This window comes from Photobacterium panuliri (assembly GCF_059920555.1).
This window is the reverse complement of sequence record NZ_CP197192.1, coordinates 1,561,798-1,579,686: the sequence shown is the minus strand read 5'-3', so window position 1 is coordinate 1,579,686 and position 17,889 is coordinate 1,561,798. Positions and strand designations below refer to the sequence as shown.

General features: G+C 49.0%; 14 protein-coding genes and 1 pseudogene. 11 read left to right on the top strand and 4 right to left on the bottom strand.

The window, feature by feature from the left end:
• Positions 1–2: 2 nt before the first annotated feature.
• Both ACSF8X_RS07445 and nth read left to right on the top strand, forming a co-directional pair.
• Entirely contained in the window at positions 3–695 is a 693-nt protein-coding gene (locus tag ACSF8X_RS07445) for an electron transport complex subunit E (RefSeq protein WP_047880038.1), read from the top strand.
• Between the two features lie 113 nt (positions 696–808).
• Positions 809–1,450 carry an endonuclease III gene (nth, locus tag ACSF8X_RS07440; protein ID WP_047880039.1) on the top strand — a complete coding sequence of 214 codons (642 nt, stop codon included), beginning with the start codon at positions 809–811 and terminating at the stop codon, positions 1,448–1,450.
• Positions 1,451–1,510: 60 nt separating this feature from the next.
• On the opposite strand, the gene ACSF8X_RS07435 is transcribed toward nth, so the two are convergent.
• Both ACSF8X_RS07435 and motY read right to left on the bottom strand, forming a co-directional pair.
• Complete coding sequence (locus ACSF8X_RS07435; protein WP_500851050.1) at positions 1,511–1,867, bottom strand: hypothetical protein; 357 nt, start codon at positions 1,865–1,867, stop codon at positions 1,511–1,513.
• Between the two features lie 150 nt (positions 1,868–2,017).
• Positions 2,018–2,830 (bottom strand): annotated as a pseudogene (gene motY, locus ACSF8X_RS07430) (flagellar protein MotY); the annotation flags it as partial.
• Between the two features lie 276 nt (positions 2,831–3,106).
• Here motY and rnt point away from each other — a divergent pair.
• The 4 genes from rnt (at position 3,107) to ACSF8X_RS07410 (ending at position 9,746) form a co-directional block, all read left to right on the top strand.
• A complete protein-coding gene (gene rnt / locus ACSF8X_RS07425; RefSeq protein ID WP_047880041.1) occupies positions 3,107–3,775 on the top strand; it encodes a ribonuclease T in 669 nt (222 codons plus the stop codon).
• A 391-nt stretch (positions 3,776–4,166) separates the two neighbouring features.
• Positions 4,167–5,426 (top strand): outer membrane protein transport protein, encoded by a 1,260-nt coding sequence (locus tag ACSF8X_RS07420; protein ID WP_047880042.1) that lies wholly within the window; start codon positions 4,167–4,169, stop codon positions 5,424–5,426.
• Positions 5,427–5,459: 33 nt separating this feature from the next.
• Positions 5,460–7,901, top strand: a complete 2,442-nt coding sequence (locus ACSF8X_RS07415) for a VolA/Pla-1 family phospholipase (protein ID WP_500851049.1) — start codon at positions 5,460–5,462, stop codon at positions 7,899–7,901.
• Between the two features lie 522 nt (positions 7,902–8,423).
• Complete coding sequence (locus tag ACSF8X_RS07410; RefSeq protein WP_500851048.1) at positions 8,424–9,746, top strand: Na+/H+ antiporter family protein; 1,323 nt, start codon at positions 8,424–8,426, stop codon at positions 9,744–9,746.
• A gap of 131 nt (positions 9,747–9,877) precedes the next feature.
• Here ACSF8X_RS07410 and ACSF8X_RS07405 read toward each other — a convergent pair whose 3' ends face one another.
• Positions 9,878–10,213 carry a Grx4 family monothiol glutaredoxin gene (locus tag ACSF8X_RS07405; RefSeq protein WP_047880045.1) on the bottom strand — a complete coding sequence of 112 codons (336 nt, stop codon included), beginning with the start codon at positions 10,211–10,213 and terminating at the stop codon, positions 9,878–9,880.
• Positions 10,214–10,508: 295 nt separating this feature from the next.
• Here ACSF8X_RS07405 and sodB point away from each other — a divergent pair, with 295 nt between their 5' ends.
• Entirely contained in the window at positions 10,509–11,093 is a 585-nt protein-coding gene (gene sodB / locus ACSF8X_RS07400) for a superoxide dismutase [Fe] (protein ID WP_047880046.1), read from the top strand.
• 181 nt (positions 11,094–11,274) lie between these two features.
• Here sodB and asd read toward each other — a convergent pair whose 3' ends face one another.
• A complete protein-coding gene (asd, locus tag ACSF8X_RS07395) occupies positions 11,275–12,390 on the bottom strand; it encodes an aspartate-semialdehyde dehydrogenase (RefSeq protein WP_157037888.1) in 1,116 nt (371 codons plus the stop codon).
• Between the two features lie 895 nt (positions 12,391–13,285).
• Here asd and nhaC point away from each other — a divergent pair.
• From nhaC to ACSF8X_RS07375, 4 genes are all read left to right on the top strand, one after another.
• Entirely contained in the window at positions 13,286–14,728 is a 1,443-nt protein-coding gene (gene nhaC / locus ACSF8X_RS07390; RefSeq protein WP_047880048.1) for a Na+/H+ antiporter NhaC, read from the top strand.
• 616 nt (positions 14,729–15,344) lie between these two features.
• Positions 15,345–16,073, top strand: coding sequence for a nucleoside recognition domain-containing protein (locus ACSF8X_RS07385; RefSeq protein ID WP_047880049.1), 729 nt, complete (start codon positions 15,345–15,347; stop codon positions 16,071–16,073).
• Positions 16,073–16,534, top strand: a complete 462-nt coding sequence (locus ACSF8X_RS07380; protein ID WP_047880050.1) for a YjiG family protein — start codon at positions 16,073–16,075, stop codon at positions 16,532–16,534. The genes ACSF8X_RS07385 and ACSF8X_RS07380 overlap by 1 nt, the downstream gene beginning before the upstream one ends.
• A 76-nt stretch (positions 16,535–16,610) precedes the next feature.
• Complete coding sequence (locus ACSF8X_RS07375) at positions 16,611–17,732, top strand: M20 family metallopeptidase (protein WP_500851047.1); 1,122 nt, start codon at positions 16,611–16,613, stop codon at positions 17,730–17,732.
• Positions 17,733–17,889 lie beyond the last annotated feature (157 nt).

Genomic DNA, 17,889 nt, shown 5'->3' with positions numbered 1-17,889 from the left:
TCATGAATAAAGAATTGATGAAAAATGGCCTGTGGGTCAATAACCCAGCGATAGTCCAGCTTCTCGGGCTCTGCCCGCTGCTGGCCGTCTCTTCGACCGTAACCAACGCCCTTGGTCTCGGTCTGGCCACCACAGCCGTGTTGGTAGGCTCAAACCTAACAGTCTCTCTGGTACGTCAATGGGTCCCTTCTGAGGTCCGAATCCCGGTTTTCGTGATGATCATCGCGGCGCTGGTGACCTGCGTACAATTGCTCATGAATGCCTACACGTTTGGCCTGTACCAGTCATTGGGTATTTTCATCCCGTTGATTGTAACCAACTGCATCATCATCGGCCGGGCAGAAGCTTTTGCCTCGAAAAATGATCCTGTACCCGCTCTGCTAGATGGCTTGTGGATGGGACTCGGCATGACCGCTGCACTGGTTGTGCTCGGCGCGATGCGTGAATTACTCGGAAACGGTACGTTATTCGATGGTGCAGATCGCCTGCTGGGCGATTGGGCCTCGGTACTGCGAATTGAGGTCTTCCACTTCGACAGCAGCTTCCTGCTTGCAATTTTGCCACCGGGTGCTTTTATCGGTGTTGGCTTCATGATTGCGCTGAAAAATGTTATTGATAAGAACCGGGAACGTAAAGCGACGAAGCCAGATGATAAACCTGTTATCGAGCGCGCCCGAGTCACGACAACAAACTAAGTACGACACACGGTCAAGGATGGCCTGTAGATACTTATTACCCTAGCGACTGGCACCACAGAGCGAGTCGCTAGGGTACACAATAACAATATTAGCCATACTGGAAGTCATATATGAATAATGAAAAACGCGTCCAGATCCTGGAACGTTTACGAGCACAAAATCCCCACCCTGAAACAGAGCTCAACTGGAGTACCCCGTTTGAATTGCTGATCGCCGTACTGCTATCGGCACAGGCGACGGATGTCAGCGTCAACAAGGCCACCGACAAGCTCTACCCCGTAGCCAATACCCCACAAGCTTTGCTTGATCTCGGCGTCGACGGGGTGAAGGAATATATCAAGACAATTGGCCTGTTCAATTCCAAGGCCGAGAATGTCATCAAAACCTGCAGAATCCTTGTCGAACAGCATGGCGGCGAAGTGCCGGAAAGCAGAGAGGCTCTAGAAGCCTTGCCGGGAGTAGGCAGAAAGACCGCCAACGTGGTACTCAATACAGCCTTTGGCTGGCCGACAATCGCCGTGGATACCCATATTTTCCGCGTCTCCAACCGTACCAAATTCGCGGTGGGAAAAAACGTCGACCAAGTGGAACAAAAACTACTGAAAGTAGTGCCAAAAGAATTCAAAGTCGATGTTCACCACTGGTTGATCTTGCACGGCCGCTATACCTGCATCGCACGAAAACCCCGCTGCGGCAGCTGTGTGATTGAAGATCTGTGCGAGTACAAAGACAAAATCTACCCCGACGAATAAAACAAAACAGGCTACTTTTCAGTAGCCTGTTTGATTTTCACCGTAATGCACAACAATACGCTATTCGACCTTGCCAAAATATTCGGTCACAACGGCCTTATAGCTCTCATCGTCACTGGTAGGATCATTAAACTCAATGGAATAATACGGCATGATGCTGTCTTTGAGTTTCTCGGAAATTTGCATCTCAAGATTATCAACGCTCACCGTACTGGTCACCTCATATGTCTCGGCTCGATTAAGCTCCATCTCTTTGGCCTGCTCCACCGTGATCCGCTCAGCTTTTACCTCAGCAGCCAACGCCTGAGTCACTTTGGTTACATCACTGTCAACAACAACGTCATTACCTGCAGCTACACTACCTGCCACCAGTAATGACCCTGTAGCCAACAGTGTCATCCATACTCTTTTTTTCATTGCCACTACCCTTCTTTTTATTTCGTTGCTATGTCTATTTCTTCCCTTCTAACTCTAGCCAGTTTATGGCGGTGGCAAGGTTCAAAAATTAGACTGCATAAAAATCAAACTAGTAGCAACAAAGCGGCAAATAAAACTGTTTACGGTAAACTACAGAACCATACGCCCCAATGAGATCACAACACGACGGTTGCGGTTCTTACCAATCGGCGTTGAGTTATCAGCAATCGGGCGACGTTTACCGAAGGCATGCACCTGAATTCGGTTTTTCGGCAGGCCCATTGCCATGAAGTACTCTTCAAGCTTTTTGGCCCGCTTATCGGAAAGCGCCTGATTGACATTCTTGCTCCCCGACGAATCGGTGAATGTAGCCACCAGCACCAAATCGACATCATCGCTATAACGTACGAAGTCCGCAATCTGTGCCAATCTCTTCTGCGAAGATTTATTTAGCTCTTCACTGTTAATGTCATAATGCAAAACGGTAAAGGCGATATCATCAAAGCTGTAAGGCAACAGGTTATTAATACAGGTACTAAATTGGTTATAAGCGGACTGGAAAGCCACCGCAGACAGCGCGACATCAATCCGCTTATCACGATGCTGCCAATCCTGATAGCTAAACGTCGGATAACGGCCGACCTCTAGCTCCGAAAGCATTGACCATGAGGTTTGTCCACCTACGTAGCCATTGAACTGCTTAAAAAATTTCAGCTGGGTAATCGGCTCCGCGGCTTCACCGGGCATCCAACGCGGCGGCATGGAAACCAAGCTCACGTTGCGGGTCTGACCCATAGGCCGTTTCATCTTCAGCTCAAAATCCAGATTGATTTTCTTACTGGCACGAGATGTAAACTGAGCCTCTCCAAAATTGGGGATGGTATGAAGCATACGGCATTCAAGTGGCGTATCGACTGCAACCTTCCACTGTGAAAGTTCAGGTTGCGCTACATAATTCACTTGCGAGGCATACACCGATCCCGCTGCCGCTAGGAATAACACAGCCATCGTGGAACGAAAAAAAGGGTTAAGGGCCATAAAACACTCACTGTATGCCTAAATCAATCATCTGCGTGCCGGATTAACCTCTCTATCTCGGTGATCAACGGGCTAACGCTTGGCTATTGTATCGTAAAAAGCGGAAAAAACTTTAGTTTATGAAGACATTTCTTCCCAGAGGTTTAGGTGAGGGGGCGAATCTGCGATAATAGCCAATTGTCTTTTTTTCAGCACAGTCTTATGAGCCAAGATAACGAACTCAATACTCTAAAACGTCGCTTTCGCGGCTACTTCCCCGTCGTCATTGACGTCGAGACCGCAGGCTTTAACGCAAAAACCGATGCACTGCTAGAGATCTGTGCCGTCACGCTCCAGATGGACGAGGAAGGCTGGATCAAACCCGCGACAACCATGCATTTTCACATCACCCCGTTTGAGGGGGCGGTGATCCACAAAGAAGCATTGGAATTTAACGGTATCCGTGACCCATTTAGTCCGCTACGCGGTGCGGTGTCAGAAGAAGCCGCATTAAAAGCGATCTATAAGCAGATCCGCAAAGAGCAGAAAGACACGGGTTGCTCTCGCGCAATCATGGTTGCCCACAATGCTAACTTCGATCACAGCTTCGTGATGGAAGCCTCAACCCGAGCCAAGCTCAAGCGCAACCCTTTCCACCCATTTGCCACCTTTGACACCGCAGCACTGAGCGGCTTGGCCTTCGGCCAGACTGTTCTGGCCAAAGCCTGCACGACCGCAGGGATCCCGTTCGACAATAGAGAAGCTCACTCTGCACTTTATGATACCGAGCGGACAGCAGAGCTTTTTTGTGAGATTGTTAACAAATGGAAAACATTAGGTGGCTGGCCACTTATTGATAATCAAACAGAAGACACTGACGGCAGCGTTTAATTCAAACAAAGAACAACTCATCAGACCTCTGACCAAGCCTAGATAAAACGGGCTTGGTCACACTTTGAAACAAACATGCCAGCCGATTTAAACGTTTAATTAAAACATTCCTTAATTGAACGGCGAACAATAACTCTATTTCTTATAAAACAACATGTTACACTAGGTTAACATTTCTAAATCCTCGCCATATACTGCTTCCATCTGTTTCATACAACGTCTTGGCAACGCAGTTTTAACATCGTGAGCTGGCTATTCTGCCGCCGTTACCTATTTTGTCCGAAACATATCGAGATAACGGCACCAAGGCGCACCGGTGAAGCAGGTTTCATTTGTTTTTCTCCATGGATTGAAGAACGAGAAGCAAATCAACCTAAGAGGTACCATAATAATGTCCAAAAAAATCACCTACACTGCCCTCGCCGTCTCAGCTGCCCTTCTTAGCCTACAAACTCAGGCGGCTGGCTTTCAGGTCAACGAGCACTCTGCCTCAGGCCTAGGGCGCGCATTTGCTGGCGAGGCTGCGATTGCAGACAACGCATCGGTTATTGCCCGTAACCCGGCCGCCATGACCCGTTTCGACCGAATCGAAATTTCAGGCAGCCTCTCTTTTATCGAACCATCCGTCGATATTGAAACCGTCGGCTCCTCCCCGGCACAGCAATACAATGATGTTGCGCCAATCGCCTTCGTACCCGCCGGTTACTTTGTCATGCCAATCAATGACCAGTTAGCCTGGGGTGTTGGCATGTTCTCCAATTACGGCTTTGCCACCGACTACCCGACCAATGCAAACTTTGGCGCATTAGCCGGCATGACAGATCTGCTGACTCTCAATGTCAATCCAAGTATCGCATGGCAGATCAACGACCAATTTAGCGTGGGTGCCGGTGTTTCTCTCGTCTATGCCGATGCAGAGCTCAACCGCCACTTTGGTAGCCTAGCTCCACTGTATGGCACAACACCGGATAAAACACTGCTCAACCTACAAGGTGACACATGGGAATTTGGCTGGAATATCGGTGCCTTGTGGGAGCTTAACGAAAATAACCGCTTCGGCCTTAGCTACCGGGCAAAAGTCGACCTCGACTTCGATGGCAAATTTACCGACTATTCAGGCACCGGCGTAAGCGGCTCAAACCCGATGGCACCAAAAACCGTTGACGGGAAACTCTCCGTACCTCTGCCTGCGATTGCAGAATTTGGCGGCTTTCACCAGCTCAACAACCAATGGGCTATCCATTACGGTGTCCAGTGGACCCAGTGGAGCGACTTTACCGAGCTCAAAGCCACCAGTGAGGACTGTATTAACAATACCTGCCTGCTAAAAGAAGAAGAGTTCGATGACAACTACCGATACTCTATCGGTGCCACCTATACCCTTTCCCAAGAGTGGGAATTGCGGGCCGGTTTTGCCTTTGATGAACAAGCTGGCAAGGCAACCCTCAGCATCCCTGATACGGATCGCTACTGGTACTCAGCAGGCTTCACTTACACCTATAGCCCTGATCTCACCGTTGATGTCGGCATCACCTACCTATACGGCAAGAGCAGCCACTTCAAAGAAGAATACGTAGACATGCGTGAATATGACTTCTACGCCAAAAACTTCGCTTGGCTCGGCGCCGCCCAGCTCAACTACCGCTTCTAACCATTTGAGCTGAATAGGAATAAGGACATCAATATGAACAAGACATTACTAGCTATCCTAATCGGCGCCTCACTGACCCTTGCCGGGTGTGGTGACGATACCAATATGGGCGGGGAGCCTACGCTGGATCCTTCCATTGGTGAGAGCCTAAAAGCCGAAACCAAAATCAATTTCGATTTGGTCAGCGACCCAAGCAACCCAATCATCGTAACCCCAACTTACTTGGCCATGGACTCTGCCGACGGCACTATCAAGACAGATGGAGATGTCGGCATGCCGGGTTACTCAACCGATATCGCCGATCCGTCAATCGCTCTGGGCAAGACGGATGGCTGGAGTACCAACCAGCCAATCATCATTGAATTCACGGGCAATGATCTGGATCCGACCAGTGCGGCAGCTGGCTTCTACCTACTGGAAACCGGTGATCCAACATCATCAGACTACGCTAATATTCCTCCCGTTCCATTAAGTGCTGCCGCTGGCGACTTTTTGGTGACGGCATCAGGCAAAAAACTGATTGTCACCTTGTTAAAGCCACTCAAACCGGCTAGCCAGTATCAATTTGCCGTGACTTCCGATCTCAAAGATAGCAAGGGCAATCCAGTGGGCATGAGCAAGACCTATGCCCTGCTCAAGTCAACATCCCCGACCCCTGATGCTGCCCTTGAACCCGCCCAGCAACTGGCGCACCTTGGCGAAGCCACCTTCGCCGCTATAGGTGTCGACAAGGACAAGATCATTTTCTCCAACTGGTTCACCACCGCTTCTGCCGGCGATGCCATGTACGCTGCCAAAGCCGCCACGGCGCTAGCACTGAAAAACGGGGCAGAAAGCGTATGGCAAGGCACCGCAATTAGCAGCGATGTCCAGCCAGCCGAACTCGACAAGCTATTTACAATGAGCGTCAACTCGGATACTTCCGCCACTCCTGCCGGAAACCTTGTTATGACCGGCACCGTCTCGCTGCCGTACTACCTCGAAAACGATGCGGCAAGTTTTGCTTCGACACCTTGGCAAAGTGCAATGCCGAGCTTGGCAGCTATCACGTTCGTACTGGAAAATGGCTCTGATGCCGACAAGTCCATCGTCATGGCCAAACTGACCGAGCTAGGGATCACCCTTGAGGATTTGGCTAACATCGCAACGGATCCCGCCACCCAGCTGCGCGTCCTGCCTTTGCTAACAGGCCAGCAAATCATTCTGTCCAACGGCAAACCGCTCGATGAAGAACGCCTGATCACCCGCTATAGCCCTGTGCCGATGCTCAAATCAGTTGAGGATGTGGAATACACCCTGATCCTGCCGCAAAATGCGGCCTGCCAGAATGTTGCGGCCAACACGGTGACTATTTTCCAGCATGGTATTACGTCTAACAAAGAGACCCTCAAAGAGAGCACATTACCTGATGAACTGATTGGCACGGACTGCCGGGCGATATTCGCGATTGATCTGCCTTTACATGGTACGCGCGGGATCGAAATTCCGGGACAAGGTATGGTCAATGCGTCTGACGACCCAAGTATCTACCTGAACTTGAAGTACCTCCCCGTGGCTCGTGACAACGTCCGCCAGAGTGTTACTGACCAAATCAACCTGCGCGCTGCCATCGGCCGTCTGTTTATTAACATTGCGGCAGGCAACGGTGGTGCAATGGGGCCCCTCGGCTGGCTGAATCCGGCACAGGGCGTGGATTTTGTCGGTCACTCACTCGGTGCTATCACGGGTATCGATCTCGGCTACGTGGCCAACCGTACCATCGACCCTGACAGCGATCCTGTACTGTTCAACATCAACAAGCTTGCCTTGGCCAACCCCGGAGCAGGGATCCCATACCTACTACTGGAATCCAAATCATTCGGCAATTTCGTCAAAGGCAGCCTGCTTGCTGCAACCAGCAAAGAGTTTGCCGCCGTATGCAAAGACCCAGGGCTAGTTGAAATGACGGTGTGCTATGGCCTGTATGAGAAAAGTCTGGCTGATAACGGTAACGAGACGTCACTCACCCAGCTTTCGACTATTTATGGACTGTTCAGCGAATTCGCCTTCGCTTCCCAGACCATCCTCGATACTATCGACCCTCTCAACCACGCACCGCTGGTAAGTGACAGCACTCCGGTCTATCTATCGCTCACCGAAGGTGACGCGACGATTCCGAACGCGCTCGATCCAACCGCAACGGTCACAGGCACAGAGGTACGTAAACCTTACTCACCGTTCGGCGGAACACTGAATCTGATATCAGATAGCCAACTGGCTCTAACGCCTACCACCGCATCGGTGTCAGGCAACGGCCCGGTCAAGGCTGCCGCCTTCTTTACCGTTGGCGATCATTCCAGCTTCATGCGGGAGACATTCGGTGCCACCGGCAAGCCTGCCACCACCGAAATGCAGGGACAGGCTGCCAGCCTTCTTGCCGGTGACGGTACTGTCTTGACGGTGACGAATGATTCGATTCTGACGACCACCCTGTAACAGGCACACATGAAAACAAGGCCAGCCGATCAAGGCTGGCCTTTCTTTTATACAGAGCCGTAAACGCGGCGACCACGCAATACCTGCAGCCTAAGACTTATCTCCAACCTGATAAAAATGACGTTCCCCTGTGTCTTCAAAAGGCTGATGCCAGCACACTGTGAAAATGCGATCTTGAGATAACTTGAGTATATAGCGGTCGTTTGCACTCATTTTATGAGCCCAAGCCCAATTATTAACAGACTACGCATCCAGCCAGAGCAAATATATGCCCGTACAACTTAACAACAGTTAGGATGGTAAAAAGCGATAGGTTGCGGCGAGGCACGCAAAAACGCAGACATGGGGAATGGAAATTCCCAATCGGAATGAAATTTTTCCTCGACTTCTGACAAATAATAAGGAAACTGGAGAGATTAGACAAAACAGTTCAAATATATAAGAAACATCACACTTATGCGCTTTACAAACAGCAGTAAATGTGACTTCTTGCAACATAACACAACGGACGGATCTTAGTTTATGAACCCTGTAGTAATCTCGGTTTGCGTTATGCTTTTGCTCGCATTGATGCGGGTAAATGTCGTCGTTGCGCTAACCTTCAGTGCCATTGTTGGCGGCCTTCTTGGCGGGATGCCTCTTTCAGAAACCATTGCTGCTTTTGAAGGCGGCCTTGGTGGTGGTGCTACCACAGCACTTAGCTATGCGATGCTGGGCACCTTCGCGGTTGCGATCTCCCGCTCTGGTATCACCGATGTTCTAGCACAAAAAGTTATCAAACGTATCAGCGGCCATGAAAATGCTGCTGCAGCCACTGGCGTAAAGTATTCTGTTCTAACTATTCTTGCTCTGCTAGCCATTTCTTCTCAGAATGCTATTCCAGTTCACATTGCGTTTATTCCAATTGTGATCCCGCCCCTACTTCATGTTTTCGCCAAGCTGAAAATTGACCGCCGCATGATTGCCTGCGTACTGACATTCGGCTTGGTTACCCCATATATGGTACTGCCTATTGGCTTCGGCGGGATCTTCCTGAACAACATCCTGCTTAAAAACCTGCACGACAATGGCCTTGATGTCAGCGCCTCGCAAGTTCCTTACGCAATGCTTCTGCCAGCGCTTGGCATGGTCTTCGGCCTGCTCGTCGCTATCTTCTTTAGCTACCGCAAACCGCGTGAGTATTCGGAGGAGAAAATCCTGGCTTCCGAGCCTGAGCGTAAAACCATCGATATGCGCCATGTCTACATTGCCATACTGGCTATTATCGCGGCGCTCGGCGCACAAATTTTCAGTGGCTCCATGATCGTGGGTGGCCTGATGGGCTTTATGGTGTTCACCTTCGGCGGCGTCATCAAGTGGAAGGAAACCCACGATGTCTTCACCAAGGGTGTCCACATGATGGCCATGATCGGTTTTATCATGATTGCGGCAGCTGGCTTTGCCGCCGTAATGAAAGCCACTGGCGGCGTTGAAACTCTGGTTAACTCATTGGAATCCATGATCGGCAATAACAAGCCACTGGCAGCGTTGCTGATGCTAGTTGTTGGCCTGCTCGTAACGATGGGGATCGGCTCGTCATTCTCGACCATTCCAATCCTTGCGACTATCTATGTACCGCTCTGCCTCAACTTCGGTTTCTCGCCAATGGCAACGATTGCCATCGTAGGTACCGCAGCAGCATTGGGTGATGCAGGCTCACCGGCGTCTGACTCAACCTTGGGCCCAACATCTGGCCTGAATGCAGACGGCCAGCACGAACACATCTGGGATTCAGTTGTACCGACATTTATCCACTACAACCTGCCCCTGATCGCCTTCGGCTGGATAGCATCCATGGTGCTATAACGTAATAGGCAGGCCACGGCTTACTGCCGTCTCTGAACCATAAAAAAGCCCCAGCCAATTGGCCGGGGCTTTTTCATTCATTTGCATCTGGCTTACTGCTGCTTTTTGCAACCAGCAAGGCTTACAGGGAATTACTCTGCAGCCGCATCACGGCGTTCGGCCGCTTCTTTTACCAATGGCTGTAGTTCGCCTTTCTGGAACATCTCAATAATGATGTCACAACCACCGATCAGCTCGCCTTCAATCCAAAGCTGAGGGAAAGTCGGCCACTGAGCGTAAGCTGGTAGCTCAGCACGAATATCTTGGTTCTGCAGGATATCGACATAGGCAAATTTCTCACCACATGCCATCAGCGCTTGCGCCGCCTGAGAAGAAAAACCACAGCTTGGCAGTTTTGGGGAGCCTTTCATGTACAACAGAATTGGGTTTTCAGCGATCTGTTGTTTGATTTTGTCGATAGTTTCCATAGCTTCCTCGTAGGACTGTTGCTTTAATACTTTTCATTTTACTGTGCCTGCCTCTATAAAGACAGACCTTATGTTGACACATTGTTTCATCCAACTTTTTTTGACGCAAGGCTTTTAATAAAGAAAAAACTTGCTAAAATGGTTTCACAGTCACAATTCATTCATCAATAACAGGTTATAGTTAACCAGTAATAAAAGATGAAGTGACATTAGTCAGTTTCAAAGAATAAGTTGGCCCAAGCCAACTGGAAGCAATGTCGAGGGGTTACCCCTAACCAATATGGAGAATCGAGCAATGGCATTCGAACTACCAGCTCTACCTTACGAAAAAAATGCACTTGAGCCACATATCTCTCAAGAAACGCTTGAGTACCACCACGGCAAACACCACAACACATACGTTGTTAAGCTAAACGGTCTGATCGCTGGTACTGATCTGGAAGAAAAATCACTAGAAGAAATCATCAAGACTTCTACTGGCGGTATCTTCAACAATGCAGCTCAAATCTGGAACCACACTTTCTACTGGCACTGCCTAGCGCCAAACGCTGGTGGCGAGCCAACAGGTGACGTTGCAGATGCAATCAATGCGGCATTCGGTTCTTTCGAAGAATTCAAAGCAAAATTCACCGATGCAGCAATCAACAACTTCGGTTCTTCTTGGACTTGGTTGGTGAAGAAAGCTGACGGCTCTCTAGATATCGTGAACACCTCAAACGCAGGTACTCCACTAACAGAAGAAGGCGTAACACCGCTACTGACTGTTGACCTGTGGGAACACGCTTACTACATCGACTACCGCAACCTACGCCCTGACTACATGAACGGTTTCTGGGCGCTGGTAAACTGGGACTTCGTTGCGAAGAACCTAGCCGCCTAATAGCAAATCGTGATACCCGTCTTGTAACGGGTCATGAAAATAGAAAAACGCCTGCTGTTGCAGGCGTTTTTATACCAATCACCGTCTGCCATTGGTCATAAGTCGCATTGGAAAAATAGCAGCTTTAAAAAAACACCGATACATGTACCGGTGTTTTGATCGGATATTAACCTGCTTTTACTTAGCGTTTTTCAGCAAGAATAATGCGCAGCGTACGGCGCAACGGCTCTGCTGCACCCCATAGAAGCTGGTCACCTACCGTAAACGCATTGAGGAAATCATCACCCATCGCCAACTTACGCAGACGACCAACCGGCACAGATAGCGTACCCGTTACTTTTGTCGGGCTCAGTTCTTGTACTGTCGTATCACGATCGTTCGGGATCACTTTGACCCAGTCGTTGTGAGAAGCAATCATTTCTTCGATTTCATCCATCGGTACCGCTTTTTTCAGCTTCAAGGTCAACGCTTGGCTGTGGCAGCGCATCGCACCAATACGGACACAGGTACCATCAATTGGAATTGGCTGGTTATCAAGCCCCAAAATCTTGTTGGTTTCAACGGAGCCTTTCCACTCTTCCTTGCTCTGGCCGTTATCACGCTTCACGTCGATCCACGGGATCAGAGAGCCCGCCAGCGGCGCACCGAATTCCTGTGATGGGAAGTCAGCAGAGCGCATAGCCTCAGCCACTTTACGGTCAATATCCAAAATTGATGTTGCCGGGTTGGCTAGCTCGCTCGATACCGCATCGTTAATCACCCCCATCTGGCTGATTAGCTCACGCATATTCTTAGCACCCGCACCCGAAGCCGCCTGATACGTTTGAGAGGTCATCCACTCAACCAGACCCGCTTTATACAAGCCACCCACAGCCATTAGCATCAAACTAACGGTACAGTTACCCCCAGCAAACGTACGAGTACCATTGTGCAAGCCCTGAACCATTTGATCGTAGTTCACAGGATCCAACGCGATAATCGTGTCATCGGCCATGCGCAGCGTAGAAGCGGCATCAATCCAATACCCTTTCCAACCTGCTTGGCGAAGCGCCGGATACACCTTCTCGGTGTAACTGCCGCCCTGACAGGTAATAATTGCATCCAGTTTCTTCAATGCTTCCAAATCGAAAGCATCCTGAAGCATACCGGCATCCTTACCGAAGTTAGGTGCTGGAATACCAACCTGAGACGTCGAGAAAAAGACCGGCTCAATAACATTGAAATCGCCTTCTTCCACCATGCGCTGCATCAGGACTGAACCCACCATGCCACGCCACCCAACTAAACCAACTGTCATCATGTTCACAACTCTCCCTGCGTCATTGTCTATCGCTATAATTACAGCAAAGGGCCACCCCAAATGGCACAACATCTTTGCATGATATAAATATACCCAAATCACCTCCGGAAGCCCTGTCACTGTGCCTCTCAAAAGGTAGCTTGGGTATATAGCAATAACCGACCCCCATCTATAGTAATTTCAGCGCATAAAAACAAGTCTTTAATAGCAAAAAATCGTCAAAAAAATCACGTTAGCTATTGAATGTAAGCCGGCCTCTCTGCCTTTTCGTCCTCTACATCAAATCCTTTCTCAGGATAAAATCGGTTAATTTTCGGGCTAGAACAAAAGTAAAAGTTCTCGTTTTAGCCTCTAAACCTATGCAAAACAACCAAAAATCAACCGTAATTTAAAGTTTCCACCCAACCCGCAGTAATTTTCTACTGTCACTAATTTTGATCATTTCATCACAAATTGATAGCCTATGCCGTCCGCTTAATGCGGCATAAATAACTACTCAAATGCAATCACACATGACAAATCATCCACAAAACTGGATACATTTACGAAAGGTAACATATTTACAAAACAGACAGAAAACACCCAAAACACAACATCAACACCAAAAATTAACATCATTTTAAATAGTTAATATGTTTTTTTAAGCGTTTGGCTGTTCTAAATGGCAGCGGTCACAGAAAGGGACATTATCTATCGCAGGCTAGTTTCCGATCTTATACAGTAGCCGCGATTCGGTGCTTTGCCACGTGCCACATACCAATGTGTGCAGGCAAACTAGATTCGTACCCTATTCAGACCCCTGTGGTTAAGACAATTATTAGAATACGCCTCTGCCAAGAATGGCTTAAAGGGGCTTTGATATTTACAGGCTCGAACTTACAAGGTTAGAAGTATGAATAAACAGACTGTAAAGCTACCATCACTGACACAAGTTACTGTGGCACTTGGTATATTTCTAGCGATGGCATTTTCATTCACTGCCCAGCTAAATCTTCCGATCCAGCTTGCACTATACATCGGTTGGTTTGTCATCATGGTACTGGGTGTTAAACTCGGCCACGATTACAAGTCACTAGAAAAAGCAGCCACCAAGGGCATCGCCAATGGTCTGGGTGCCGTGCTTATCCTGCTTGCCGTTGGCGCACTAGTCGGTACATGGATCGCCGGCGGTATCGTTCCAACCATCATTTACTATGGCCTAAAAGCCATCCACCCATCCATCTTCTTACTGGCAACCATGCTGATCTGTTCCATGACAGCACTGGCTACCGGCACATCTTGGGGTGCGGCTGGTACTGCGGGTATCGCAATGATGGGGATCGGCCAAGGTCTGGGTATTCCAGCACCAATGACGGCAGGTGCCGTTCTGTCTGGCTGTTACTTCGGTGACAAAATGTCTCCGCTGTCTGACTCAGTTATCCTCGCCTCTTCAATGTCTAACGTTGAAATTGTTGAGCATATCAAAGGCATGCTACCGATTGCCCTGATCAGCTACGTGATCACCGGTATTCTATTTACCGCTGTTGGCTTCCACTATGCTGGCAACGTCGATATGTCTCAGGTAGAAAGCGTTATCGCTGCGATGGATCAACAGTTTGTTATCTCTCCATTCTCCTTTGTTCCAGTCATCGTCGTCCTTGCCCTGCTGGCAATGCGCATGCCATCATTCCCTGTGATCTCATTCGGTTCGCTGCTGGGTATTATCTGGGCAGTGCTGGTTCAGGATATGGATCCGCTAGCGGCATTCAACACTGCTTGGGCACCGTTCTCTATCAGCTCGGGTGTGGACTTCATCGACGCGATCCTAAACCGTGGCGGTATGTCTTCAATGCTGGGCTCTGTGGCTGTTATCGTCTTCGGTCTGGGCTTTGGTGGCCTGCTTGATAAAGTAGGTGTACTGCAAACTATCGCCAAGCTGTTCGAAAAACGCGTTAACTCTGCAGGCAGCCTATCTGTATCGACTATTGCGACAGCATTCCTCGGTAACGTATTCGGCTCTGCCATGTACGTGTCGCTGATCCTGACGCCAAAAATCTGTGCGAAGAACTACGACCGTCTGGGCTTCCAGCGCAAGAACCTGTCACGTAACGCCGAGTTCGGTGGCACACTGACATCCGGTATGGTGCCTTGGAGTGACAACGGTATCTACATGGCAAGTATCCTAGGTGTTGCTACCTTCTCGTACGCACCGTTCATGTGGCTCAGCTTTGTTTGTATCTTGGTCACCATCGTGACCTCCTATATGGGCTGGTTTGTCGACCGTTGCCCACCACAGGCTATTAGCGAAGAAGAAACCGACGAAGCGACAGCTGTTACACAGCAGCAAACCGCCTAATCAACCGTTTCTAACACCATACAAAAGAGCACCTTAGGGTGCTCTTTTTGTTTTAGAGATAGCAGAATTCTTATTGCAGCAAGAGTCTTAGCCTCCCGTCAGTATTCCATACGAACGACATCGTAGATCAGCATCCATCCAGCTCCCCCCTCCAATCTGCCACCGTTCCAATTCACGCTTTGTTTTTCGGGAAATTACTTTTCCCCCATAAGTTCATAAAAAAACATTAATAACTGAAATCCAATACCAACTGCAGAAAAACCAATTTAAATGTACCACCCAATGAATATTGAGTATTTTTTAAACAGGATAGGCTTAGCTCAGAACCTATTAATTTAACTATAAAAAATAATTTTTATTGTGAAAAACAAACATCATGATTATTAATCATTGTGAATAAGATATTAATGCAGATCCAGATCACAAATATTCACTTATTATCCTTATGGGTTAGATTTCAGTAGCACATATTGACCCCAGTCAATTATTTAGTGGGATAAATAGCGACAATGACGTTGATTTCTATTTTTCAGCTGCGTTAACCACTTTTTATTTGTGAATAAATGTTAACAAAGCCACTTGGCCACTTGGCCTTTTGATTCCAAAGAGGTTATACATGAGCAATCCAGCGGAGCAGGGCCGCAAGGTGACAGTAGGCAGCTATATTGCCCTCGCCTTTGCAGTCGTTTTTTTCTCAGGTCTTCTACAGTCCAACCAGTGGTACGGTGTTTTTGACTTCACCACCCTAAACGGTTCGTTCGGTAGCCTAGTCCATTCGGTTAATGAAACAGCCGATGGCGTTCAGACAGCTAGCACCAGCATGCGCGGTAAAGGCGGTAGCGGTGCGCGCGACGGTTTTATGTTCGCCCTGACCCTGATCCCTACCGTTATGTTCGCATTGGGTATGATCAATGTACTCGAGCATTACGGCGCACTTGATGCGGCACGCAAGCTGCTGACTCCTCTGCTACGTCCTCTGATGGGTATTCCTGGTAGTACTGGTCTGGCCCTGATTGCCTCGCTGCAAAGTACTGATGCGGGTTCGGCAATGACTCGTCAGCTTAAAGACGAAGGCCACCTCAACAAACGGGAAACTGATGTCTTCACTATGTTCCAGTTCTCAGCCGGTGCCACCATTGTTAACTTCTTCTCTTCCGGCGCAGTTCTTTTCACCCTGTCTAACAGTGACGGTACCCCAGCGGTAACCTCGTCTATCGGTCTGGCTGTTATTGTTATGTTTGCCTTTAAGTTCGTCGGTGCCAACTTGTTCCGCGTTTACCTGAACATTACAGAAGGTAAAGAAGGCCAAGACGACAACAAAGAACTACAGAAGGAGACAGCATAATGAGCACTGCCAAGAAACCAATGGTTACCGATATTTTCGTTGAAGGTGCCAAGAAGGGCTGGGTTATCGCAACCACCTCGACCGTTCCTAACGTTCTTATGGCTTTCGTTATTATCAAAGCCCTGCAAATCACCGGTGCCCTTGACCTAATGGGCCAGGTATTCTCCCCAATCATGGCCCTATTCGGCCTACCAGGCGAAGCCGCTGCGGTACTTATTGGTGCGTGGATGTCGATGGGCGGTGCTGTTGGCGTAGTTATCTCCCTATTCGATGCGGGCATTCTAAACGGTGCACACATTGCAATTTTGGCACCAGCTATCTACCTGATGGGCTCTCAGGTTCAGTACCTTGGCCGTATCCTTGGCCCAATCGGTACTGAAGGCCGTTACATCCCAATTATGATTGCCATCTCTGTGCTTAACGCCTTTGGTGCAATGCTGGTCATGAACCTGTTTGTATAATTTCAAGTAAAGGAGGCCCAGTGCCTCCTTTTTCCTGTCGCTATTCACCCCATATTTCGGGGCACCAGGAGCTACTATGAGTTTTTCACTAGAACAATACCTAGACGAGCTACGTCCTCTTATCAACGTTGACTGCGGTACGCTGACCAAAGAAGGTATCGAAGTCATTGCCAACCAGATGGCTGAGAAATACACCGATCTGGGCTGGAACGTAAAACGCGTTGATTGCGGAATTGCCGGAACCGGCCTTGAAGTTCGCAACAAACCAGAAGCGGAAGAGATCGATGTGATGCTGATCGGCCACATGGATACCGTATTCCCTGTCGGTACGGCGGCAGCTCGCCCGATGACTGTCGACAACGAGCGCGCATACGGCCCTGGCGTTTCTGATATGAAATCTGGCCTGCTGAATATTGTTTACGCTCTGCGTAGCATGGATCAGGAAACACTGGACAAACTGTCTATCTGTGTTTGCATGAACCCAGACGAAGAAATCGGCTCTCTGCATTCAGAAGCATGGCTGAAGAGCGTTGCCGTTAATGCCAAGAACGTACTAGTTGCCGAAGCGGCCCGTGCCGATGGCTCACTGGTGAAAGCCCGTAAAGGCATGGCACGCTACCGCCTGACTTTCGCAGGTAAAGCAGCTCACGCTGGCAACGAGCCGCAAAACGGCCGCAGTGCTATCACCGAGATGGCTAACTGGATTCTGGCCATCAACAACCTGACCAACTTTGAAACGGGTACAACCCTGAACGTAGGTATCGTCAAAGGCGGTGCGGGTGCCAATATCGTACCTGACCATGCCGAAGCCATTGTTGATGTACGTTTCTGGGACAACGACGAATACGCGGAAGCCGATGCTAAAATCCGCGCGATGACAGAAACCCCATTCGTTGATGGCGTCTCTATCACAGTCGATCGCGAAGCACACAAACCTTCGATGGTCCCTTCAGAGAAAACGGATGCCCTGATGGCGCTGGTTGAAGAGTCCGGTAAAGAACTCGGTATTGATATCACATGGCAATCTGTAGGCGGCGGCTCTGATGCCAACCTAACAGCAGTGCTTGGTATCCCTACGCTAGACGGCCTAGGCCCTATCGGCGCCGGTTTCCACAGCGCAGACGAATACTTGGATCTTGCTTCTATCGCTCCGCGTATCGAGCTATTGAAAAAAGTACTTGGCAAACTGGCAGGCTAATCCCCCAGCCTATTCAGTGTTCAGACATAAAGGGTGCCTATCGGTACCCTTTTTTTATACCTGCCATTATCTGTACTCCTCCTCAATACCATATACTGCATTTGAAATGCATGTTTATATTTAAAACACATGATCCTGATCAATGACGAGATGAAAT